This window comes from Lacrimispora sp. YZC11 (assembly GCF_057543815.1).
The window spans coordinates 43,356-65,761 of the sequence record NZ_BAAJYQ010000009.1 but is presented as its reverse complement, the minus strand read 5'-3'; the positions used below and the strand labels follow the sequence as shown (position 1 = coordinate 65,761).

General features: G+C 42.1%; 19 protein-coding genes and 1 tRNA gene. 15 read left to right on the top strand and 5 right to left on the bottom strand.

Annotated elements, in window-relative coordinates; genetic code table 11:
- Positions 1-18: 18 nt before the first annotated feature.
- From AC27IJ_RS13255 to AC27IJ_RS13245, 3 genes are all read right to left on the bottom strand, one after another.
- The gene (locus tag AC27IJ_RS13255) at positions 19-1,749 is read right to left on the bottom strand and encodes a motility associated factor glycosyltransferase family protein (protein ID WP_487149267.1); all 1,731 of its coding nucleotides are present in this window, start codon (positions 1,747-1,749) and stop codon (positions 19-21) included.
- A 37-nt stretch (positions 1,750-1,786) separates the two neighbouring features.
- Complete coding sequence (locus AC27IJ_RS13250; protein WP_312447039.1) at positions 1,787-2,155, bottom strand: carboxypeptidase-like regulatory domain-containing protein; 369 nt, start codon at positions 2,153-2,155, stop codon at positions 1,787-1,789.
- Between the two features lie 92 nt (positions 2,156-2,247).
- Positions 2,248-2,532 (bottom strand): hypothetical protein, encoded by a 285-nt coding sequence (locus AC27IJ_RS13245; RefSeq protein ID WP_312447041.1) that lies wholly within the window; start codon positions 2,530-2,532, stop codon positions 2,248-2,250.
- A gap of 303 nt (positions 2,533-2,835) precedes the next feature.
- Between AC27IJ_RS13245 and AC27IJ_RS13240 the strand changes: the two genes are divergently transcribed.
- The 8 genes from AC27IJ_RS13240 (at position 2,836) to AC27IJ_RS13205 (ending at position 9,856) form a co-directional block, all read left to right on the top strand.
- Positions 2,836-4,818 carry a methyl-accepting chemotaxis protein gene (locus AC27IJ_RS13240; RefSeq protein ID WP_312447043.1) on the top strand — a complete coding sequence of 661 codons (1,983 nt, stop codon included), beginning with the start codon at positions 2,836-2,838 and terminating at the stop codon, positions 4,816-4,818.
- A complete protein-coding gene (locus AC27IJ_RS13235; RefSeq protein WP_312503877.1) occupies positions 4,815-5,267 on the top strand; it encodes an FMN-binding protein in 453 nt (150 codons plus the stop codon). The genes AC27IJ_RS13240 and AC27IJ_RS13235 overlap by 4 nt, the downstream gene beginning before the upstream one ends.
- 420 nt (positions 5,268-5,687) lie before the next feature.
- A complete protein-coding gene (locus AC27IJ_RS13230) occupies positions 5,688-6,251 on the top strand; it encodes a DUF3793 family protein (protein WP_312447048.1) in 564 nt (187 codons plus the stop codon).
- Positions 6,252-6,539: 288 nt separating this feature from the next.
- A complete protein-coding gene (locus AC27IJ_RS13225; protein ID WP_487149263.1) occupies positions 6,540-6,875 on the top strand; it encodes a hypothetical protein in 336 nt (111 codons plus the stop codon).
- 45 nt (positions 6,876-6,920) lie between these two features.
- Positions 6,921-7,109 (top strand): hypothetical protein, encoded by a 189-nt coding sequence (locus AC27IJ_RS13220; protein WP_312447052.1) that lies wholly within the window; start codon positions 6,921-6,923, stop codon positions 7,107-7,109.
- Positions 7,110-7,357: 248 nt separating this feature from the next.
- Positions 7,358-8,662 (top strand): LysM peptidoglycan-binding domain-containing protein, encoded by a 1,305-nt coding sequence (locus AC27IJ_RS13215; protein ID WP_312503880.1) that lies wholly within the window; start codon positions 7,358-7,360, stop codon positions 8,660-8,662.
- 296 nt (positions 8,663-8,958) lie between these two features.
- Entirely contained in the window at positions 8,959-9,330 is a 372-nt protein-coding gene (locus tag AC27IJ_RS13210; protein WP_487149260.1) for a Fur family transcriptional regulator, read from the top strand.
- A 49-nt stretch (positions 9,331-9,379) separates the two neighbouring features.
- Complete coding sequence (locus tag AC27IJ_RS13205) at positions 9,380-9,856, top strand: 6-pyruvoyl trahydropterin synthase family protein (protein WP_312447056.1); 477 nt, start codon at positions 9,380-9,382, stop codon at positions 9,854-9,856.
- Positions 9,857-10,006: 150 nt separating this feature from the next.
- Here the strand turns inward: AC27IJ_RS13205 and AC27IJ_RS13200 are convergent.
- Positions 10,007-10,078 (bottom strand) — tRNA-Glu (locus AC27IJ_RS13200).
- Between the two features lie 150 nt (positions 10,079-10,228).
- Between AC27IJ_RS13200 and AC27IJ_RS13195 the strand changes: the two genes are divergently transcribed.
- On the top strand, positions 10,229-11,299 hold the full coding sequence (locus AC27IJ_RS13195) for an acyltransferase (RefSeq protein ID WP_487149258.1): 1,071 nt from the start codon (positions 10,229-10,231) through the stop codon (positions 11,297-11,299).
- Position 11,300: 1 nt separating this feature from the next.
- Positions 11,301-11,483 (top strand): DUF6472 family protein, encoded by a 183-nt coding sequence (locus tag AC27IJ_RS13190; RefSeq protein ID WP_312447058.1) that lies wholly within the window; start codon positions 11,301-11,303, stop codon positions 11,481-11,483.
- Between the two features lie 209 nt (positions 11,484-11,692).
- On the opposite strand, the gene AC27IJ_RS13185 is transcribed toward AC27IJ_RS13190, so the two are convergent.
- Complete coding sequence (locus AC27IJ_RS13185; RefSeq protein WP_312447060.1) at positions 11,693-13,153, bottom strand: nicotinate phosphoribosyltransferase; 1,461 nt, start codon at positions 13,151-13,153, stop codon at positions 11,693-11,695.
- A gap of 1,110 nt (positions 13,154-14,263) precedes the next feature.
- Between AC27IJ_RS13185 and ileS the strand changes: the two genes are divergently transcribed.
- From ileS to AC27IJ_RS13160, 5 genes are all read left to right on the top strand, one after another.
- Positions 14,264-17,377, top strand: a complete 3,114-nt coding sequence (ileS, locus tag AC27IJ_RS13180; protein ID WP_312447062.1) for an isoleucine--tRNA ligase — start codon at positions 14,264-14,266, stop codon at positions 17,375-17,377.
- A gap of 21 nt (positions 17,378-17,398) precedes the next feature.
- A complete protein-coding gene (locus tag AC27IJ_RS13175; protein ID WP_312503887.1) occupies positions 17,399-19,861 on the top strand; it encodes a glycogen/starch/alpha-glucan phosphorylase in 2,463 nt (820 codons plus the stop codon).
- 126 nt (positions 19,862-19,987) lie between these two features.
- Positions 19,988-20,908 (top strand): SpoIID/LytB domain-containing protein, encoded by a 921-nt coding sequence (locus tag AC27IJ_RS13170; protein WP_312447064.1) that lies wholly within the window; start codon positions 19,988-19,990, stop codon positions 20,906-20,908.
- 40 nt (positions 20,909-20,948) lie between these two features.
- Positions 20,949-21,704: a M23 family metallopeptidase gene (locus tag AC27IJ_RS13165; RefSeq protein WP_312503888.1), complete on the top strand. Its 756-nt coding sequence runs from the start codon at positions 20,949-20,951 to the stop codon at positions 21,702-21,704.
- A gap of 204 nt (positions 21,705-21,908) precedes the next feature.
- Positions 21,909-22,355: a CBS domain-containing protein gene (locus tag AC27IJ_RS13160; protein WP_312447068.1), complete on the top strand. Its 447-nt coding sequence runs from the start codon at positions 21,909-21,911 to the stop codon at positions 22,353-22,355.
- Positions 22,356-22,406 lie beyond the last annotated feature (51 nt).

Genomic DNA, 22,406 nt, shown 5'->3' with positions numbered 1-22,406 from the left:
TTTTTTAGGTTTTTTTTATTAAACTATATGCGATCCATAGAATTCTGTTACCGTTTCCAAAATGGTTTCCTTTATTTCTTCCAGCATCTCTTTCATCTTTTCAAAATATATCTTAAAAGCCTTTGCCTGATGCTGCAGATCAGAGGTCAGTCTTTCATAATCCATTGCAGACATATCAAATGTTTTTTCCTTCATTTCAAAAACGAATTCATTGAAATAGCCTCCGAAATATTTGGTATTTGCAGCGTTTTCGAAATCGTTTACAATCTTTAAGATATATAAGATCCGCTGTAAATCAATGTCCGTTTCATCCACCTTAAGTAAGGATTTTGTCAGGTTCTCAGAGCTTATGATTTCGCATAATTCCAGACCCTGACTGGCCTTTATCCGGTATTCTTCGATGAAAGTAAGCAGGGAGTCTATGGTATTCCTGCTGTCTATATGGATATCCTGATTTGGAATACAATTCGTTTTTGGACTGCCTGCTGCTTCCTCCTTAAAAACTTCCGAAAGCTCCTTAAAAGGAGCGCCTTTTATTTCCGCTCCATAGGAACAATTGATAAAACGGATCCGTTTCTGGTCCTTATAAATGGCAATGTAATGTTCCAGCCTTCGCCGGTAATGATCCAGGGTAAGGGTCGTTCCAACCGGATTTCCGTATACATCCTTTACAATGGCTGTGGCCCCATAGGGAATGCTCTTATCATAATCAAAGACCGCGCTGTCCGCATGATGCTTGTTATAGGTATGGGCAAGATCCTGGCCCAGAAATACGATGGGAGAGCAGCCCATCATATTTGCGATGTCAATGCAGGCGTGGGCAACCGAACCTCCGCAGAACACTCCCTGATAATGTTCAAAGCCTTCCACTGTATGAGAGAACAGGAGTGAAATGAAGATTTTATCTCCCTTATAATTTCCTACTAAATACCTGTTGCTGTATTCATAAAAAGCAAGGGGCACTTCTAAGTTTAAGCAGTTCTTCATCATATCAAAGTTTGCATCAACCGGATCAACGGATACGATCATATCAGGATGGATCCCGTTTTTCGTCAAAGCCTCAACCGTCCTGCTGCCGGTAATGATAAAATACTGGTCCAGCTTCTTCTTATGAATGAGCATATCCTTAATGTTTGAATCCAGGGAGGGGCCTCCGGATACCACAAGTGCGGGGACGTTTAAATTGGTACCCCTGTAGTGGTGAATGGGAGTGCACTGATTTAAAATCTTCATATTTGCAGTCATATTCCGGATAAAAATTTTCTTAAAGCGCTTTGCAAGTTCCACCTGGGAAGCCGCATTGATTATGTTCCAATCCAAATGTTCAATCAAACGGTCGTATTCTTCCTTATAAACACTGGAATAGTTGCCGAATGCGTGAAAGTATATATTATTGATATTTTTAAAATGAATGGTATTGTCAAAAATTTGTTTTACCTGATTTTCTTCAAACGGAAAAATGCTGATATTGTCAGCTATTTTCGGACCGAATTTTCTGTAGATTGCAGGGTTTGGTTCAAAAATGATCACTCTGTTTTTATCACATAATAATTTTTTCATATCATGAAGGTATTCTCCTGTATCAATTCCGAATAGAAAAATCAGGGAATCAAATTTTAAATCATCCAGTGTAGCCAATAATTGATTGATCTCTTTTCTGTAATCAAGCCGGTCTGCCAAATAAAAGAATTTCTTTTCTTTCTTTATCCGATATACGTGATATCCATCCATTGTTTTATATTTTTTCATAATAACCTCCGTGTTGATCGGCCTTTTTATTTCCCGTTTATACGGGCGAATAAGCAATAAGTTTGTATTGCTGTTCACCAATCCTGGGAAGCGATATTCCATAAGTACCATCATGAAGCGTAAAGGTTACGCCTAAGCTTTTTTCCTCAGAAGGGATATGGGAATCATCTACGAGAAGTATTTCAACAGCAGCATTTGGCAGAGGCTTTCCTGTTGGGCTGTATACGGTTCCTGTGATTAATATATACGCGTTATTTGATAAGGTAATATCTGCTGTCACTATTCCGGAGCAAATGATCTGACAGCCTGTTAAAATTATTTTTGGCAGCAATTTTCCCCCTCCTTTGTTATAAAATGATGTTTCATTGCAAGAAAGGCGCCTCAAAGGTTCCTTTTCAAATCCCATACATGCCAGATATTCTAATATTAGCTTGAATTTGTTCGTATTTGGTGAGCGTGATGTTGGATTTTTAACCTTTGAGGCACTCTTTTTAATTGTTAGTGAGCATAGAACTTAAATATCAGCTTTACCCCGGCTCTGCAGGTAATGCCATAAATCGCATTAGCATCAGTAAACGTTTCCCGGTTGGGAGCAGCAGTGGTAGGATTTGTACTTTCCCATACTGCCACAGCACCGCTTTTTAAGATCGTATTGCTGAATAATGCAGAACCTCTTACTAAAAGTAACCCCCAGCTTGTTGTAGAAAGATTAGCAGGAACCAGTACTCCTGAAATAGCAGAAGCAGCTGAGATTGTTTTCGCGATTGGTTTATAATTAGCCATAAGAATGCCCCCTTTTAACAAGTTGTAGAAATACGTATTTCTTATATATAGTATGTCCCCGGGTGCAGGAAGTGACTGTCAGGAGGGACAGTGGAGTAGGGGGAACCAGTGTTTTAGATGTTCAAAGGTAAAAGAGATACAATTTTCAGTTTTTACATCTAATTTATCGGCTCTCTATAACTAATGTGACAATTTTTCCCAATAATGGCTTTTATTTCAACAAAACTATTGTTTTTTATTTAGAATGGGTTATATTATTTTATAAGTTATAAATTATATTTGTAACAGTACAAAGGAGGATTTATGAATTTAAAAGGAATTCGGCGGAAAATAATTTTAAACACATTGATTGTTACCATAATTATTTCCGTGGTTACAACCATTGTATTGTCAGTATCCGCCATGTCTTTGACCAATGTCACCTTAAAGGAAACCCTGATGCCTTTTGCCAAAACTGCCTCAAAAAGCATTGAAAGCAATCTGCATATCATGGCTGACCGTATATTTATGATTGGGGAAAATCATGAATTATCATCGGAGGAAACGACTCTTGAGGAGAAACAGCAGGTTCTTGACAAGGCCACATCCGGCATAGAGTTTGTCTGGCTTGCCCTTTACACCCAGGATGGCAGACGATACACTGGTAACCGAAACAGCCCTGCCGATATTTCAGGCGGCGATTTATTTAAAATGATGGAAGAAACCCAAAATCTTGTGATCGGGGATACTTCTGTGGGAGAAAATGGACTTGAAGTATACGTGGGAATGCCCATAACCACAGAAAAGAATAACACCTATTATCTGGTGGGAAGTTATAAGTATGATATGCTTGACGATGTGATCAGCAGTATACATATTGGCTACAGCGGCCACGCTTTTGTTATGAATGGAAACGGGCAGGTGGTGGCTTACCCTGATACGGATTTTATCAGGAGCGGAGAGAATGTATATTCTCTTTATAAGGATAATGCAAAGCTTCTGGAAGTTTTTGATGCGATGAAATCAGGGAGGATCGGATCAGCTTCTGTCTCCTTGGACGGAAAGGACACTCTTGTAGTTTATGCGCCTGTACGGGGCGCTAACTGGTATTTAGCCATCATAACTCCCAAGTCAGACTTTACGAATATAGTAAACACTGCTGTTATGATCAATATAGGAATCACCATAACCCTTACCCTGCTTGCAATCTTATTTATTGCCCGCTTTGCAGGAAAAATTTCTAGATCCCTTGGAAGTGTAACAGAGCGGATACAGAAGCTGGCTCAGGGAGATTTGACAAGTCCTGTGGAAGTGATGATGACAAACGATGAGGCCCAGACTCTTTCAAATTCTCTGAAGGATACCATTGAACAGGTGAGCGGATACATTTCCCAGCTTCAAAATGCCTTAGAACGGCTTTCTGCCGGCAATTTAGACGTCAGCGTAAACGATCAGTTTGCTGGAGATTTTGTGGTTATGAAGGACTCCATTCATAATATTACAGATTTCTTAAACCAGTTGATCAATGATCTTCAGCGGTCGGCGGAAGCTTTGAACCAAGCTGCTCAGGAGGTATCCCAAAGCGCCCGCCTTATGAATGAATCTTCCGGCCATCAGTCCATGTCCATTGACAGGCTTGTGGAAGAGACAGATTCTATATCCAAAGATATTATCATTGTGGATGAACATGCAAAAACTGCCCGTGAACTTATGGGGCAGTCCATGGAAAAGCTGTCAATGGGTGATGAACATATGGATAATACCCTTCAGGCAATGGAAAATATCAGCAACAATGCGGTTGAAATAACTAAAATCACAAAGTTCCTTGAAGAAATAGCGTTCCAGACAAACCTTCTTGCCCTTAACGCCAGCGTTGAAGCCGCCCATGCAGGCGAAGCCGGGAAAGGCTTTGCCGTAGTGGCAAATGAAATCCGTGACCTGGCCGAAAAAAGTGCGGATTCCTCAAAGCGTACGGCCGAAATGATTGCACATTCCCAAAACGCCATTGAAGAGGGAGCCAGGTATGCCAATCTTACCGCCCATTTCTTAAATGAACTGACGGATATATCCAAGCAGACCTATGAAATAACAGAAGACTTAGCAAGACTTGTAGGAAATGAGAAGCTAAGTCTTGAAAACGCGTCTCTCGACATATCCCAGATATCCCAGCTGGCCCGTCAAAACCTTGAATCAAGCGGCGCTGTGGCTTCTTTAAGCGGGGATTTAGCACAACAGGCTCAAAGTCTTGAAGAAATGTCCGGACGCTTCCGCCTTCGTTCCGATTCCGAAGGGAGGGATGGAGAATGAATCAAAGAAAACACTTTTTAATGATTTGTCTGGTCCTTATGCTTGTATTTTCCTTAAGCGGCTGTAAAAAGCAGGAGAGCAGGCTGGAGGATGGATTTTACACAGTAGAAATGTCTGATTATAACAATGGCTGGAAGGAATTTGTTACCATCCGGGTCAGCGGCAACAAAATCGTTACGGTCGAGTACAATGCCAGGAATGCAAGCGGATTCATCAAATCCTGGGATATACCCTATATGCGCAATATGCTCGATAAAAAAGGAACATACCCCAACCGCTATACCCGCACCTATGCCGCTAATTTCCTGGCGGCCCAAAGCGACAAGGGAATTGATGCTGTAACCGGAGCCTCGATTTCGGGAGGAAATTTTCAGAAAATGGCCTCCCTTCTCATGGAAAAGGCAAGAAAGGGAGATGACTCTCTGGGTATCGTTGAATCTGACAAATAAATTCCGGTTTTAAGCCAAAAGAAAAAAAGGCCGCTGCCCCGCAGATGATTACTCATCTACGGGGCAGCGGTCCTTTTATTATATGTGTTATTCAAGCTTCGGAAATGAAATGGCAGCAATTCCTGCTTTTGTTTTTAGGTTGAGCCGGCAAAGAGGCCTTTCAGGGCAACTCTGCCGACTTAGTAAAAACATATATGTAAGCGCTCTGGCCGCTTTCTTTTGCTTTTATGTTTATAATATTATTTTACAGGAGAATTGTGAAGGAATTTTGACCAGGTTCTAAAGAAAGTATGAAAGAAATGAAGAAATTCTGACAAAAATTGGAAAAGTATCCAAGCCAATGCTGCTTATAATATTTATAACAGAGAAATCCCTGTGAAGGGAAGCTCATGGAGCAAGAAAGCAGGCGGAGGTACGGATATGCTTCTGGAAAAAAATCTAATTGAATATTGTTCCCCCACACTGGCTTCCATTAAGACGGCAAACTTATTCAGCCATTCCTTTTTATCGGAAATGGAACTGGAAAGCCAGATTGCAGGCTTGAACACACAACTGGGAGGGAAGGGAATATCCCTTCTGTGCTTATGCAGGCGCGGGAACAAAGCGCTTATCTATGTCTACCGGAAGGCTCATTTGCAGGCTGATTTAAGCCGGCCGGAAGTGGGAAGGTTTCTACAGGCCTACGGCTATGAGCATATAGAGGCGGAGGCGGCGCTTAAGAGGCTGAAGGAGAGGCTGAACCAGGAAGGGGAATTTCCCCATGAGATCGGGGTTTTTCTCGGTTATCCTCTGGGAGATGTGGTGGGATTTATCCAAAACGGGGGAAAGAACTGCAAATGCACTGGCTGCTGGAAGGTGTATTCCAATGAATGCGAGGCCGTTAAACTATTTGCCAGATACCGGAAATGCAGGACAATGTATGTACACCTCTGGCAGAACGGCAGGACTATCTGGCAGCTTACCGTGGCTTCTTCCGGAAAATAAAGAAAAAAGAAAATCGGGCAAGAGGTTAATCAATAAATGGTTAGTCCCTTACCCGATTTTGTTATGGCATATCCTAATAAATAATGGAGAGTATAAATATGACAAGATAAATAAAGCCGTTGGATTTCGAAAATCTGATGGCTTTTATAATGGGAAAATAGTATAATGGAGGTGTTGAAGAAAGAAGGGGTATTTTAAAGAAGATAAGAGAATCAATTAAATGGAATAGAATGATTATTTTGTAAAATTTATGAAATGATAGATAGCAATTTAAAAGAGGAGAATATAATGGAAGAAATAACAATGAAGACCATGTCATATATAAAATCAGAAACAGTTAGGTTGCAAGGCAATGAAGAAAAAACAAAACAACACACTAAAAATGGTTATGATAAAATAGATAGTTGTAATAGAAACAGAGTGTTTTCTAAACCATCTCAGGTATTAGTAACATTTACAAATGGAGATTTGGATCAAACGATTAATATGAAAAATGAAATTTTAGAACACTATAACCGAAGTCAAATGACTGATAAATTAGCAGTTCAGTTTAGAAAAGACGTAAATGATGGGCAGATTTTATTTGAGATAGATCAATATGGACATATACATTTGAAAAAATAGTTCGAATAAAAAACCAGTTAATATGCGGAAGAAAGGATTGAGAGAATGTTAATAAAATTATTTTTAGACAGAGATGGCAAGCAGATTGATACAGAAAAAGTGTATAATGATATATGGAATGAAGTACCCGATGTTAAAATCATAGAGATAGACGGAAATTATTTTGCCAGTCCAGACGGGTTGGAGGCTGAACCACTTAGCAACGTGTGTGGTGGCCTTGTAGAAAAGATATAAAGGCTGGTTTCTTTTGAAATTAGGAGAAGGTAGCCTGAGTTCCATGCAATAACATGTAGAAGATTGATGTAATTATGACGAAAGTTCAGTTTTAAGTCTTTTTTGTAGAATCATTCATGTAAGGACAGATTTTTAAGAATTGTTGAACAAGGATTGCTTAGGCTAAGTATATATTTATTTATACTAAAATGTTATGAACAGGTAGGATTAGCATATAATAGAATTAATTAGATCATTTGAGGGAAGCCATGATCATACACGTTGTCCAACCCGGTGAAACCATCTATTCAATATCAGAGTATTACAAAATCCCTGTTAACAGATTAATATTGGAAAACGGAATTACAAATCCTGACAATTTAGCAATAGGCCAAACGATTGTGATTGTTCAACCTGAAACACTTTATACCGTCCAGGCCGGTGATTCTTTAGAGAGTATTGCAGAGCACCACGGTGTTTCACCAATGGAATTATTAAGAAACAATCCCTATCTTTCCGATAGAGAATTTTTATACACCGGTGAAACTATTGTTATTAATTATCAAACGAATAAATTAAGAACGATTGCCACTAGTGGTTATACCTTTTCATATATAGATAAATCTGTTTTAATAAAAACGCTTCCTTTTTTATCATATCTGACTATATTCAATTATAGGGCCACAAGTGAAGGAGAAATTATCTCCATTGCTGACGACGTTGAAGTAATTCAGTTGGCTAAAACTTATGGTGTTGCGCCCATGATGTTTGTTTCTACGATTACGGAAGAAGGAACAATTATTCGTGAAGTAACCCACAATATTTTAAATAACCCTACTGTGCAAGATCGCCTCATTAATAATGTTCTTCAAATGATGAAAACAAAGGGTTATTATGGAGTAAATATGTATATTGAAGATATCACATCGGACAACATAAACAATATTGTAGAATACATAAAAAAAGCTTCTGCGATATTTCATTCAGAAGGTTACAGAGTATTAGTTACCACAACACCAGTTATGAATATTAATGGGCCTATCGTCAGTTTTGAAAAATTGGATTATTCACAACTTTCTGGATATGTAGATGGAATTCTATTCGCTTCTTATGATTGGGCTAGATTTTATAGCTACCCAAGCTCAATTTTTCCAGTTAATGTTTTAAGAGAATTATTAGACTACGTAGTTAGTATTATGCCACCTGAAATTTTTATCCTGGGAATTACCACACTCGGATATGATTGGCCGCTCCCCTATGTTCCGGGAGCTACAGGGGCTACTGCTATAGCAAATAATAATGCGATACAAATTGCAGCGGATAACAATATACCAATACAATTTAATGAAGCAGCACAGTCACCTTATTTCTATTATATAGATATTGATGGGATTCTTCACTTAGTGTGGTTTAATGATGCAAGAAGTTTTGATGCACGAGTCAGGCTGGTAGCAGAATATGATCTTCAAGGTCTTTCTCTCTGGACTATTATGAGATTTGATACTCAAATGTGGTTTATTATTAATACTCTATATTATATAGAGAAACCCTACGCTTCTAATTATATCCAATGAACAGACCTTTTATTGGGTGGTACCTATGAGTACTCTTGATGAAAAATTTCAAACTATTCACGATAAGCAAGTTGCAAAAATATTTGTTTCTTAGAACCAAATAATAATAAGGACCATTTCACTAAAATTATGAAGTGCACTCCAAACGTTAGACATATGTCTTGTGTTTGAAGTGCACTTTTTACTTTTTGGATCAGATCATTACGCTTCAATGGTTTTATTTTGAGTAATTATTAATCTTGACTAAATGGTAGGCATATGTTAGAATTAGAATAATTCTAAATGAAAGGTATTTTATGACAACAAATTCAGAACTAATTCTAAATGTAATTAATATATCGGAAGATCACCTTACTGCTGAACAGATTTTCTTAAAATTGAAAGAGACTTCTACAAAGATAGCATTAGCTACTGTATACAATAATTTAAATGCACTATATGAGAATAATCTGATTCGAAAGGTTGTAGTAGAAGGGTATCCCGATAGATATGACAAAATCGTAAGGCATGACCATCTAGTTTGCAAACAATGTGGACGATTAACCGATATTATGCTCAAAGATTTGACGATGAAATTAAAAGAAGAAATTGGAGAGGATATTCTTTCTTATGATTTAAAGGTTAGCTATATTTGTCCTTCATGCAGACAGGTAAAAGTGAGCAAATAAGCATGACTTTAAGGAGTATGTGCTTAAAATATAAAAGGAGGTATTATACATGCGATCTATAACTAAATTAAACATTCAGTACTCCCATCGTTTTCTCAACTATGAGGGAGAGGCCCAGTATCTTCATGGACATACCGGATTACTTACCATTGAGGTTGACGGTGACGTTGACGGCAGAACAGGCTTTGTGTACCCCTGCAACAGTATTAAACGTATTGCATGGGATTACTTAAAAAACTTTGACCATGCTTTGATCTTGCAGAAGGAAGATCCTATCTTACCCGAAATCTTAAAAGTTTATGAAGCACAGGGCATTCGTAATGGTGCAGAAACGAATACCATGATTGGAGAGCCATTTGATACCGCCTTGGCAAAAGCTTATCCGGAGTGCCGTCTTGTGGTGGTTGAAAAAGTTGCGACCTGTGAAAATCTCATTGAGGTATTCTACAGTCTGCTAAAGGACAAATTGAACATAAAGAAAATGACATTCGCTTCAGGGGACAATTGTGCTTCTGCGGAATTTTAAACGAACGGTTTCTTTTTATTAAACAAAAGAAATGACGATAGATTATTCGCTATCGTCATTTTCTTTATCTTGTTGACTTTCATCAACAATTAAATTAAAAAAACACTGCATAATCCTAGTAAATAAAAGGAAAATGCAGTGCTTTAATTATGACCTATCCGGGAATCGAACCCGGGTTTCCGCCGTGAGAGGGCGGTGTCTTAACCGCTTGACCAATAGGCCTTTTTATGTGTGTCATCTCTGACAGCTTCATTATAATACCATAGGATTTTCAGTTTGTCTACACTTTTTTTAATAAAATAAAAAAATTGTCAAAATCGGATTTTATATGCTATACTTTTCTAAATCCAGAGAAAGCAGGGAGGAAGAGATATGGAACTAAAAAAGCGGGAAGTAAAGTATGATTACTTAAGGACCCTTGCGGTCTTTGCCATCATCATGGTTCATGCGGTTCCTGCAGAGACGTTTAATTTCAGGCAGTGGCTGTTTTCGGCAGCCCTTTTGCCAGTGCTTTTGGCATTTGTGGGGATTTATTTTATGTTAAGCGGTCTCTTCCTTTTAAAATCCGGGACAGAGGATATTCCGGGATTTTACTGGAGCCGGTTTCAGACAATTGTCCTTCCTTTTGTATGTTACAGCGGGATCTATTACTGGTATTATAACATTTATCTGGCGGTGGAACCCATTGGGTGGCAGGAGCATCTGGCTGCTTTTGGAAAGGGGCTTTTGACAGGAACCATTCCCATGACGCCTCATCTTTGGTTTATGTATGTAATCATGGCCCTGTACCTTTGCGCGCCCTTTTTAGCCCGTATGATGAAGGCCATGAGTGACAGGGATCTAAAGCTTTTTCTGGCGCTTATGGTGATTGTCCAGGGAATCTCCACGTATCTTCCGGCTTTGGGCCTGGACTTTGGAGAGGGTCTTCAATATATGGTATTTAAGGGCTGGCTCATCTATTTTGTCCTGGGATATGCATTAAAGCGCCTGTATGTCAGCAGCAGTTATCTTCCCTTTGCGGTTCTTGGCATTGCCGGCTTTTGCATCACCATGGTTCAAAAATGTGTTACCCCATCCTTTACGCCGGGAATCCATGATTTAGCTCCCACGATGATGGCAATGTCAGCGTCTGTTTTTCTTTTTTTTGAACACTTCGGGGATATAAAGGCGCCTGGTCTTGCAAAGGTTGTGGCCTACATAAGCCGGTACAGTTATTCCATATATCTGATTCATTATCTGGTCCTGGGGCAGGCAGCCAGAGGGCTTGTGGAAAAGACGTTTATAAGACATTATTTTGTGCCCAAAATCTTTTGTGAGACGATCCTTACGTTTCTGATTTCCCTGGCAGCTGCCTGGATCATTGACGGGACCGTGGGAAGGCTGTTAAAAAATGCAATGGGTGCGGTTAATTATAGAAGGAATAAAGGCAAAAGGAGAGATTAACATGGACCGGAAGATGAGCTGTGAATATTGTATACACTATGATTATAATGAGGAATTCGAATGCTATGAGTGTGAGATCAATTTAGATGAGGATGAGATGATACGGTTTTTAAGCAATTCTTATCAAAGCTGTCCTCATTTTAAATTCGGGGATGACTACTCGGTCGTGAGAAAACAGATGTGAAGAGACAGGATCAAAAGAAGCCCTAAAAAAGGGAGGAGCCGGTATCCCATAGAGGAATACCGGCAATTATGAAAAAAAATTTTATCTCAAAGTATGTTGGCAACATCTTTTTCTGATGTTTTCAGTATATCGGCTAAATATGAAGAAAATTTGACCAGGCTGTAAAAAGATTATGACCAGAGTGTGAACAATGGACAGGCCGGATCAAATCAATCCCTGAAATGATAGCTTTCCAGCAGCTGGTTCTTCATATGCCAAAGTTCGTTGGATAAATCAACGTGAACCTCGTGAGGATTTACCAGACGGCGGGATTCATCCCATAAGGTATCAAGTTCCTTTTTGCAGTAGGACTGGATGTCCATCACGGCAGGTGTTTCATAAATGCATTTCCCATCTTTAAATATCTGGACCAGAAGATCCCTCATGGTATAGCTGTTGGGAGCCAGGTGGGTTTTCTTCCATGTTTCAATAGGGTCGAAGAGGAGCAGGGAATGGTTTTCTTTAAAGACTTCCCCTTCCAGACAGATTAAGTCGGCAATGATCTTCCCGGTCTCCCGGCTGTAAATGCGCTTGATGATCTTGTTTCCAGGGTTGGTGATCTTTTCCGCATTTTCGGAAAGCTTGATCTTGGGGATAAACTGACCGGTCTTTTTATCCATAATCGCTGCCAGCTTGTAGACGCCGCCAAAGGAGGGGCAATCCTTGGAGGTGATCAAATTGGTTCCGACACCCCAGGAGTTAATCGTAGCTCCCTGGATCTTTAAGCTGTTGATCAGAGTTTCGTCAAGGTCATTGGAAGCGGAGATCACTGCGTCTGTAAATCCGGCTTCATCAAGCATTTTCTTGGCTTTTTTGGAAAGGTATGCCAAGTCTCCGCTGTCCAAACGGATCCCATAGGTTGTAAGTGAAATTCCGGCTTCCCGCATTTCCTTAAATACCTTGATGGCATTGGGCACACCGGATTTTAACGTATCATAGGTGTCCACCAGAAGAATGCATGCAGTGGGATAAAGCTTTGCATAGTTGCGGAATGCAGTCAGTTCATCAGGGAAGCTCATGATCCAGCTATGGGCATGGGTTCCTCTTACCGGAACATGAAACATTTTACCTGCCAGTACATTGGAGGTGCCGATACAGCCTGCGATCATGGCAGCTCTGGCGCCGTAAACTCCGGCATCAGGTCCCTGGGCGCGGCGCAGGCCGAATTCCATAACCCCATCTCCTGCGGCAGCGAATACGACACGGGCCGCCTTTGTGGCGATCAGGCTCTGGTGGTTGATGATGTTAAGCAAAGCGGTTTCAATCAGCTGGGCTTCCATAATGGGGGCTATGACTTTTACCAAGGGTTCGCGAGGGAATATGACCGTACCCTCAGGAATGGCGTAAATGTCACCGGAAAATTTAAAATGGTGGAGATAATCCAGAAAATCTTCTTCAAACAGGCCGGTGGACCTTAAATAATCCACATCCTCCTGGTCGAAATGAAGCTCATTTACGTATTCAATGACTTGTTCCAAGCCTGCGCAGATCGCGTACCCGTTACCTCCCGGATTGCTGCGGTAGAAGACATCGAATATGACGGTCTCGTTGGCGTCCTTCTCTTTAAAATATCCTTGCATCATGGTTAATTCATAAAGGTCTGTTAATAAAGTTAAATTACGCTGGCTCATAGCTGTTCTCCTTCTTTTTTCCATTTACTAAACCTTTTCGCACATTATACCATAAGTTTACAAAAAAACAATGGAATTGACAAAAAGTTAACAATGTAATTTGCGGTAAAATATCAAACAAATTTTCTAAAATGATTAAATAATCTAAATAAAATATTACAATTTGAAAATTAATAATTAATTTATAGTTTTTGATAAAAAAGTCTTGCAAAATACAGCGGGATGGTATATAATAAAGCCATAAACAAAAGAAAATAATTTCAATCCGATTTCCCATTTTGTTTCGGAGAATGAGAATGAAAAGGAGGTTGATCCCGCCGAAAACATAAGTTTCGCCTGAATAAGTAAAAAGGCTAGTTCAGGCAAAAGGCCAAACCGTTAAACCTTAGCAGAGAACCGTGGCTGAAGCCGAAATGAAAATCTACCAATCTCTTTATATGCCTATAGTTCGTTATTACTGCAGAGAAATATTCATCCAAAGGGTAATTTTGATTCATCCCGATTGAATTTTTATTCGGTAGCTGGATAACAATATAGAAGAATGAGAATAGCAATGCAGAGAATTTTGATTGTAGATGGTTTTAAGCGAAAGGAACGGGAAAAAATTCATATAGAGCATTCAGAGAACGCAATGCAAAAAACAAAACGTGAGAGGTATTTAGGAACAAATGGATGAAAGCATGTAGAACGGGTATCGAATTTCATGAAAATGAATCGGTACCCGTTCTCCTTTGTTTCTTCCGGCTGCCGCCTGAAAAACAAAATAGCCTTGACATTTCTTTTCTTAATCCCTATAATTAAAAAATACAGTTACATTAGTATAACCACATCATAATAGGAAGAAAAACTTTGATGGAGACAGTAGGACCATGGGAAATCCAAAGAGAGCCGGGGAGGGTGGAAGCCTGGCGATAGTAGCATGGGTTCGAATATCACTCCGGAGTTTCCGGCTGAAAGCATCGGCGGTAGGTCAGGACGTATTTTCTGCGTTAAGGGAAAGCATATGCTGGTATGCGGTAATAGGTGGTACAACGGAGATATAGTGAGGCTTTCGTCCTGATTACGGGATGGGAGCTTTTTTTATATATGGAGAAATGGAGGTCGCTAAAGATGTATAAGAAAGTCCCGACAGACTTAAATTTTGTAGCACGAGAAAAAGAGGTAGAAAAATTCTGGGAAGACCATGAGATTTTTAAGAAGAGCATGGAAAACCGTAAGGAAGGGGAGACATATACCTTCTATGACGGTCCCCCTACTGCCAATGGGAAACCCCACATCGGTCACGTATTGACCAGAGTCATCAAGGATATGATTCCAAGATACCGGACCATGAAAGGGTATGACGTTCCCCGTAAGGCCGGCTGGGACACTCACGGACTTCCGGTTGAGCTGGAAGTGGAAAAGAAGCTGGGTCTTGACGGCAAGGAACAGATCGAGGAGTATGGCCTGGAGCCATTTATCAAGTATTGCAAGGAAAGCGTTTGGAAATATAAGGGCATGTGGGAGGATTTCTCAAAGACCGTAGGCTTTTGGGCCGATATGGATGACCCTTATGTAACGTATGAGAATAATTTTATTGAATCTGAGTGGTGGGCGTTAAAGCAGATTTGGGAAAAGGGCCTTTTGTACAAGGGCTTTAAGATCGTTCCTTACTGTCCGCGGTGCGGAACTCCCTTATCCAGCCATGAGGTGGCCCAGGGATACAAGGATGTGAAAGAACGCTCCGCCATCGTCCGGTTTAAAGTAAAGGGAGAAGATTCCTATATTCTGGCGTGGACCACAACTCCGTGGACCCTTCCCTCCAACGTAGGCTTATGCGTGAATCCTAATGAGACCTATGTAAAGGTTCAGACAGGAGACTATACCTATTATATGGCAGAGGCTCTGTGTGAAAAGGTTCTGGAAGAGGAGTACACGGTTTTAGAGAGGTACACAGGAAAGGACTTAGAATATAAGGAATACGAGCCTTTATTTGACTTCGTAGAACCAAATAAAAAAGCATATTATGTAACCTGTGACACTTATGTCACACTGACAGACGGTACCGGTGTCGTTCATATCGCTCCGGCCTTTGGCGAGGATGACTCCAAGGTGGGCAGAAAATACGACCTTCCCTTTGTGCAGCTGGTCAATGCGGCAGGTGAGATGACAGAGGAGACCAAATGGGCAGGCACCTTCTGTAAGAAAGCGGATCCAATGATATTAAAGGATTTAGAAGAGAGAGGGCTTTTATTCTCTGCGCCTGTATTCGAGCACAGCTATCCGCACTGTTGGAGATGCGACACCCCGTTAATCTATTATGCAAGAGAATCCTGGTTCATCAAGATGACGGATGTAAAAGAAGACTTAATCCGCAACAACAATACGATCAACTGGATTCCGGAAAACATTGGAAAAGGACGTTTCGGCGACTGGCTGGAAAATGTTCAGGACTGGGGAATCAGCAGAAACCGTTACTGGGGTACTCCGCTTAACGTTTGGGAATGTGAGTGCGGACATCAGCATTCCATCGGAAGCATTGAAGAATTAAAGGCTATGTCTCCTAACTGCCCGGAGACAATAGAACTTCACCGTCCTTATATCGACGGAGTGACCATTACCTGTCCAAAGTGCGGAAAGCAGATGAAGAGGGTACCGGAAGTGATCGACTGTTGGTTTGACTCCGGATCCATGCCCTTTGCACAGCATCATTACCCTTTTGAAAACAAAGAGCTGTTTGAGCAGCAGTTCCCGGCTGACTTTATTTCTGAGGCCGTGGATCAGACCAGAGGCTGGTTCTATTCCCTCCTTGCCATTTCCACTCTGATTTTCAACAAGGCGCCATATAAAAATGTAATCGTTCTGGGCCATGTCCAGGATGAGAACGGGCAGAAGATGAGCAAATCAAAAGGAAATGCGGTAGATCCCTTTGATGCTCTGGATACCTACGGGGCTGATGCCATCCGCTGGTATTTCTATGTGAACAGCGCTCCATGGCTGCCCAACCGTTTCCACGGAAAAGCGGTTATGGAAGGACAGCGCAAATTTATGGGTACCCTGTGGAATACCTATGCATTCTTTGTGCTTTATGCGAATATTGATGAATTTGACCCCACAAAATACAGTCTGGAATACGATAAGCTTCCTGTCATGGATAAATGGCTCCTTTCCAAGCTGAACACTTTGGTGGAGGATGTAGATACGTTCCTTTCCGGCTATCAGATCCCGGAAGCTGCAAGAGCGCTTCAGGCTTTTGTAGATGATATGAGCAACTGGTATGTCCGCCGAAGCAGAGAGCGCTTCTGGGCAAAGGGAATGGAGCAGGATAAGATCAACGCTTATATGACTCTTTATACAGCCCTTGTAACCGTAAGCAAGGTGTCGGCTCCGCTCATTCCATTCATGACTGAAGAAATTTATCAGAACATGGTCTGCAGCGTGGATAAGTCTGCGCCGGAGAGCATCCATATGTGCGATTATCCTGTGGGAAATAAAGCCTATATCGATAAGCAGCTGGAAACTGACATGGATGAAGTTTTAAAAATCGTAGTCATGGGCCGTGCTGCCAGAAATACAGCCAATTTAAAGAACCGCCAGCCCATTGGCCAGATGTTCGTGAAAGCACCTCATGATCTTCCTGTATTTTACCAGGAAATCATTGAGGAGGAGCTGAACGTAAAAAATGTGGTATTTACTGATGATGTAAGGGATTTCACATCCTACAGCTTTAAACCCCAGTTAAAGACCGTTGGGCCGAAATACGGCAAGCAGCTTGGAGCCATTAAAAAGGCCCTTGGAGAGGTCAATGGCAATGAGGCTATGGACACCTTGAATGAAACAGGCGCCCTCACCTTTACATTTGACGGAACAGAGGTTGTGCTCACCAAGGAAGACCTTCTCATTGACACCGCTCAGACAGAGGGTTACGTATCCGAAGGTGATAACACCATTACCGTTGTTCTGGACACCAATTTAACACCCGAACTTTTGGCGGAGGGATTTGTACGTGAGCTGATCAGCAAGATCCAGACCATGCGTAAAGAAGCAGGGTTTGAAGTGATGGATCACATCCTGGTATACAGCAAAGGCAATGAAAAGATTGCCGGTATCTTAAAGAACCATGAGGAAGAAGTAAAGAGCGAGGTACTTGCGGAAGACCTCATCCTTGAAACGCTGGCCGGTTATGTAAAAGAATGGAACATTAACGGTGAAAATGTAACTCTGGGTGTGGAGAAGTTTCAGTAAACGGTTAGGAGGCCTTGTAGAATGAGTATGGGATTTGATAAGGAGATCTTTAAGAAAAGTGTTCTGTTTAACATGAAGAATGTGTTCCGTAAGACGGTTGATGAAGCTACTCCGGAGCAGATGTACCAGGCAGTGGCCTATGCGGTAAAAGATGTTATCATAGACGAATGGATCGCAACCCATAAGGAGTACGAAAAGCAGGATGTAAAAACCCTGTATTATCTGTCAATGGAATTCCTGATGGGCCGCGCTCTGGGCAATAACATCATAAACATTATGGCTCAGCCGGAAGTAAAGGAAGTTCTTGAAGAACTGGGCTTTGATTTAAATGCCATTGAGGACCAGGAGCCGGACCCTGCTCTTGGAAACGGGGGGCTGGGCCGTCTTGCGGCCTGCTTCCTAGACTCCCTGGCAACTCTCGGTTATCCGGCCTATGGCTGCGGCATCAGATACCGTTACGGCATGTTCAAACAGAAAATAGAAGGCGGATATCAGGTAGAAGTACCTGACGACTGGCTGAAGAACGGTTATCCATTTGAGCTTCGCCGTGCAGAATATGCCACTGAGGTAAAATTCGGCGGTTATGTAAATACCATACGGGAAAACGGCAGGGAACGCTTTGTCCAGGAGGGATACCAGTCTGTCCTGGCTGTTCCCTATGATATGCCCATTGTGGGATATGGAAACAATGTTGTGAACACCTTAAGGATCTGGGATGCCCAGGCCATTAACACCTTCAGCCTGGACTCCTTTGACAGGGGCGACTACCAGAAGGCCGTGGAACAGGAAAACCTGGCTAAAACCATCGTAGAGGTCCTTTATCCAAACGACAACCATTATGCAGGAAAGGAGCTCCGCCTAAAACAGCAGTACTTCTTCATTTCCGCCAGTGTACAGAGAGCGGTTATGAAGTACATGGAAAAGCATGAAGACATACATAAGTTCTTCGAAAAGACGGTTTTCCAGCTGAATGATACCCATCCCACTGTGGCAGTCCCGGAGCTTATGAGGATCCTTCTTGATGATTACAGCTTAAGCTGGGATGAAGCATGGGAGATCACGACAAAGACCTGCGCCTATACCAACCATACCATTATGTCGGAAGCTCTGGAAAAATGGCCCATTGAGCTGTTTTCCAGACTGCTTCCAAGAATCTATCAGATCGTAGAAGAAATAAACCGGAGATTCCAGCAGAAGATCATGGAGATGTATCCCGGCAACCAGGAAAAGCTTCGGAAAATGTCCATCATTTATGACGGTCAGGTCCGCATGGCCAATCTGGCCATCGTGGGAGGCTTCTCGGTAAACGGTGTTGCCAGACTCCATACAGAGATTTTAAAAAACCAGGAACTAAAGGACTTCTACCAGATGATGCCGGAAAAATTCAATAACAAGACCAACGGCATCACCCAGAGGCGTTTCCTTCTTCACGGAAATCCCCTTTTGGCTGATTGGGTTACGAAAAAGATCGGAAACGACTGGATCACCAATCTGCCTCATATATACCGTCTGGCAATCTATGCCGATGACCCCAGGTGCCGGCAGGAATTTATGGACATCAAATACCAGAACAAGGTGCGCCTGGCAAAATATATTAAAGAGCATAACGGCATTGATGTGGATCCCAGATCCATGTTTGATGTGCAGGTAAAGCGTCTCCACGAATATAAGAGGCAGCTTATGAACATCCTGCACGTAATGTATTTATACAATCAGCTAAAGGATAACCCGAACTTAGATATGGTTCCCAGGACCTACTTGTTCGGCGCAAAGGCGGCGGCAGGCTATAAGCGTGCAAAGCTGACCATTAAGCTGATCAACGCGGTGGCTGATGTCATTAACAACGACAGAAGCATCGGAGGCAAGCTTAAGGTGGTTTTCATTGAGGATTATAAGGTATCCAATGCGGAAATCATATTTGCTGCGGCAGATGTGAGCGAGCAGATATCCACGGCCAGCAAGGAGGCCTCGGGTACCGGAAATATGAAATTCATGTTAAACGGCGCCCTGACCCTTGGAACCATGGATGGAGCCAATGTGGAAATCGCAGAGGAAGTGGGAGCAGGGAATGCCTTTATCTTTGGTATGTCCTCCGATGAGGTGATCCGTTACGAGAACGAGGGCGGATACAATCCCATGGATATTTTCAACAACAACTATGAGATCCGCAGAGTGCTGATGCAGCTGATCAACGGCTATTATTCTCCCCAAAACCCGGAACTGTTCCGCGATATATATAATTCCTTATTAAATACCCAGAGCAGTGACCGTGCGGACACTTACTTTATTTTAAAGGATTTCCCAGCCTATGCAGAGGCACAGCGCCGGGCCGATAAAGCGTACAGGGATGAAGCGTGGTGGGCAAAGGCTGCCATCTTAAATGTGGCCTGCAGCGGCAAGTTTACCTCAGACCGAACCATTGAAGAATATGTAAAGGATATCTGGCACCTAGAGAAGGTAAAGGTGGAGTTAGAAGAAGTATAAGATTGCAAAAACGTTCCGGAAGTGATTCCGGGGCGTTTTTTTGCATATATTGAACAAGGGTTCAGCCATGGAAACATCCTTCGGGGCCCAAACGCATGGGCTAAATAGAAAGGACGGTGATTCGGAATGATGAAAAAGGCGGTTATGGCGTGTATCCTTGCGCTGTTGTTTCCATATATAATTACTCTTGCCTGGACGGGAAAGATTGAGGAGAAGAAAGAGATTCCTATCATCACCAGCGGAAAGAAGATCATTTTGGACCGGAAAAACGGAGAATCCTATATGGATGTGGAAGAATATCTCCCCGGTGTGGTGGCAAAGCAGATGCCGGCCGATTACGGCAGGGAGGCTCTCAGAGCTCAGGCAATCATTGCCCGGACATACATCTACGGAAAAATGAATGGTCAGAATGAAGTGAAGGAATCAGAACTTCATATGGAGTATTTGGAAGAACAGCAGATGGAAAAGCTGTGGGGGAGCGAATCCTTTGTAGCCAGCTACCAAGCGGTAGAAAACGCGGTCCGGTCTACTGCGAAAATGGTCATGATGTATGACGAAAAGCTGATTGATCCCTTATTTCACCGGGCCAGCACCGGAAAAACCAGGGCAGGGGATGAAAACCATTCTTATCTGCAGGAGGTTGCTAGTCCCAGGGATGTGGAAGCGGAAGGCTTTCTCACCATGGTCGCATATAAGAAAGAAGATTTCGCGGAAAAAATCAATCAGATATCCGGCGACGTGCCGGTGAAAGCAGACCAGGTTCCGGGAAGTATACAGATCGTTCTCCGGGATGAAGGAGGATATGTGGGGCAGATCCAGATCGGCACCAGGGTTTATACGGGAGAAGAAATCCAGCGGGTCCTGGGGCTTCCATCCTCAGCCTATGGTTTTGAGGAATATGAAGGAGGAATCCGGGTGGTTTGCCAGGGAATCGGGCACGGTTACGGCATGAGCCAGTATGGTGCCAAGTGCAAAGCAGAGGAAGGGTGGACGGCAGAACAAATTCTTCCCTATTTTTATAAAAATATTGTTTTAAAATCTGAATAACTCTTTCACTCTTGGTAAGAATATTATCGAGGTGATAAACGTGAAGGAAAAAATAAGTCAATTGTTCAAGGATAAAGTATTCCTTGTCCTGTTGGTTCTAGGCCTGCTGACTATAGTAGCTGCAGCAGGAGTCATTACCGTTCAAAGAGGAAATGGTGGAGGAGAAAGCCCTTATCTGCAAGTACCGGATCAGAGCAATATGATTGTTGAAGAATCGATCCCCCAGGAAACACAAGTGGCAGTTGCTGGAGACTCCAATGCAACGATGGAAGAGGAGATGCAGGAGGCTGATTCCAATAAAGCCACTGCAGCACAGGAATCACAAGCTCCGGCAGTAAAAGCCGGAACGGACAAGAACGCGGCAAAGTCCCTGGTACTTAATTTCGGTGATGCTACCAGAATGACCTGGCCAATACGCGGAAATGTCATTTTAGACTACAGTATGGATACCACAATTTATTTTCCAACTCTGGATCAGTATAAATGCAATCCAGGGCTTGTGATCCAGGGAGATGTAAGCACTCCGGTTGTAGCTCCTGCCAACGCAAAAGTTCAGGAAATAGGCACCAATGAAGAAATTGGAAGCTACGTTGTCTTAAATATGGGCAACAATTATACCGCTATCTGCGGTCAGCTAAAAGAGCTGCAGGTTGTGGAAAATGAATATGTCAAAGAAGGGCAGGTCTTGGGTTATATAGCCGAGCCTACCAAATATTATTCTGTGGAAGGCGCCAACGTATACTTTGAATTAACTCAAGATGATAAGGCCATTGATCCGCTGGATCACATGCAATAAGCCAAAAAGAGGAAATCTTAGGAAAATGTTATAAAAAAATAATAAATTGTTCATACGTGATTAAGAGTCATCTGCTATACTATAACCGATCAGTCAAATACCCCACAACAAAATGTGGAGTATTTGACGCCGTGGGCAGCCGCAAAGTCAAGTTCGCTTGACTTTGACTCATTGTCTTCACGAGAATCAACGGGGAGTGTGGCTATGAACATACTGTTTTTTTTAACACCTAAGAATGAGGTGGCTTATATTTTTGAAGATGAATCTCTGCGCCAGGCGCTTGAGAAGATGGAGTATCACAAATACTCTGCAGTACCCGTTATAAACAGACGGGGGAAATATGTAGGAACAATCACTGAAGGGGACATGCTTTGGGGAATCAAGAACAAATTCAATCTCAGCTTAAAGGAAGCCGAACAAGTGACGGTAGCAGCCCTTGACAGAAGGTCAGACAACCGCCCGGTATATGCGGATTCTAATATGGAAGATCTGATTGATAAGGCATTAAACCAAAATTTTGTACCGGTTGTGGATGACCAGAAGAATTTTATCGGAATCATTACCCGTAAAGATGTCATCCGTTATTTTTACAACAAATCCCTGGAGGTGCAGCAGCCGGCGATGGATTGCCGGGCAGCAATCATTCAATAAAATTTTAAAAAAGCGTTTTCCGCCAGATAATTGGCAGAAAATGCTTTTTTG

What these genes read in the sequence shown, in the direction of transcription:
- AC27IJ_RS13255 (WP_487149267.1), bottom strand. Translation starts at nt 1,749, where the DNA reads ATGAAAAAATATAAAACAATGGATGGATATCACGTATATCGGATAAAG.
- AC27IJ_RS13250 (WP_312447039.1), bottom strand. Translation starts at nt 2,155, where the DNA reads ATGGGATTTGAAAAGGAACCTTTGAGGCGCCTTTCTTGCAATGAAACA.
- AC27IJ_RS13245 (WP_312447041.1), bottom strand. Translation starts at nt 2,532, where the DNA reads ATGGCTAATTATAAACCAATCGCGAAAACAATCTCAGCTGCTTCTGCT.
- AC27IJ_RS13240 (WP_312447043.1), top strand. Translation starts at nt 2,836, where the DNA reads ATGAATTTAAAAGGAATTCGGCGGAAAATAATTTTAAACACATTGATT.
- AC27IJ_RS13235 (WP_312503877.1), top strand. Translation starts at nt 4,815, where the DNA reads ATGAATCAAAGAAAACACTTTTTAATGATTTGTCTGGTCCTTATGCTT.
- AC27IJ_RS13230 (WP_312447048.1), top strand. Translation starts at nt 5,688, where the DNA reads ATGCTTCTGGAAAAAAATCTAATTGAATATTGTTCCCCCACACTGGCT.
- AC27IJ_RS13225 (WP_487149263.1), top strand. Translation starts at nt 6,540, where the DNA reads ATGGAAGAAATAACAATGAAGACCATGTCATATATAAAATCAGAAACA.
- AC27IJ_RS13220 (WP_312447052.1), top strand. Translation starts at nt 6,921, where the DNA reads ATGTTAATAAAATTATTTTTAGACAGAGATGGCAAGCAGATTGATACA.
- AC27IJ_RS13215 (WP_312503880.1), top strand. Translation starts at nt 7,358, where the DNA reads ATGATCATACACGTTGTCCAACCCGGTGAAACCATCTATTCAATATCA.
- AC27IJ_RS13210 (WP_487149260.1), top strand. Translation starts at nt 8,959, where the DNA reads ATGACAACAAATTCAGAACTAATTCTAAATGTAATTAATATATCGGAA.
- AC27IJ_RS13205 (WP_312447056.1), top strand. Translation starts at nt 9,380, where the DNA reads ATGCGATCTATAACTAAATTAAACATTCAGTACTCCCATCGTTTTCTC.
- AC27IJ_RS13195 (WP_487149258.1), top strand. Translation starts at nt 10,229, where the DNA reads ATGGAACTAAAAAAGCGGGAAGTAAAGTATGATTACTTAAGGACCCTT.
- AC27IJ_RS13190 (WP_312447058.1), top strand. Translation starts at nt 11,301, where the DNA reads ATGGACCGGAAGATGAGCTGTGAATATTGTATACACTATGATTATAAT.
- AC27IJ_RS13185 (WP_312447060.1), bottom strand. Translation starts at nt 13,153, where the DNA reads ATGAGCCAGCGTAATTTAACTTTATTAACAGACCTTTATGAATTAACC.
- ileS (WP_312447062.1), top strand. Translation starts at nt 14,264, where the DNA reads ATGTATAAGAAAGTCCCGACAGACTTAAATTTTGTAGCACGAGAAAAA.
- AC27IJ_RS13175 (WP_312503887.1), top strand. Translation starts at nt 17,399, where the DNA reads ATGAGTATGGGATTTGATAAGGAGATCTTTAAGAAAAGTGTTCTGTTT.
- AC27IJ_RS13170 (WP_312447064.1), top strand. Translation starts at nt 19,988, where the DNA reads ATGATGAAAAAGGCGGTTATGGCGTGTATCCTTGCGCTGTTGTTTCCA.
- AC27IJ_RS13160 (WP_312447068.1), top strand. Translation starts at nt 21,909, where the DNA reads ATGAACATACTGTTTTTTTTAACACCTAAGAATGAGGTGGCTTATATT.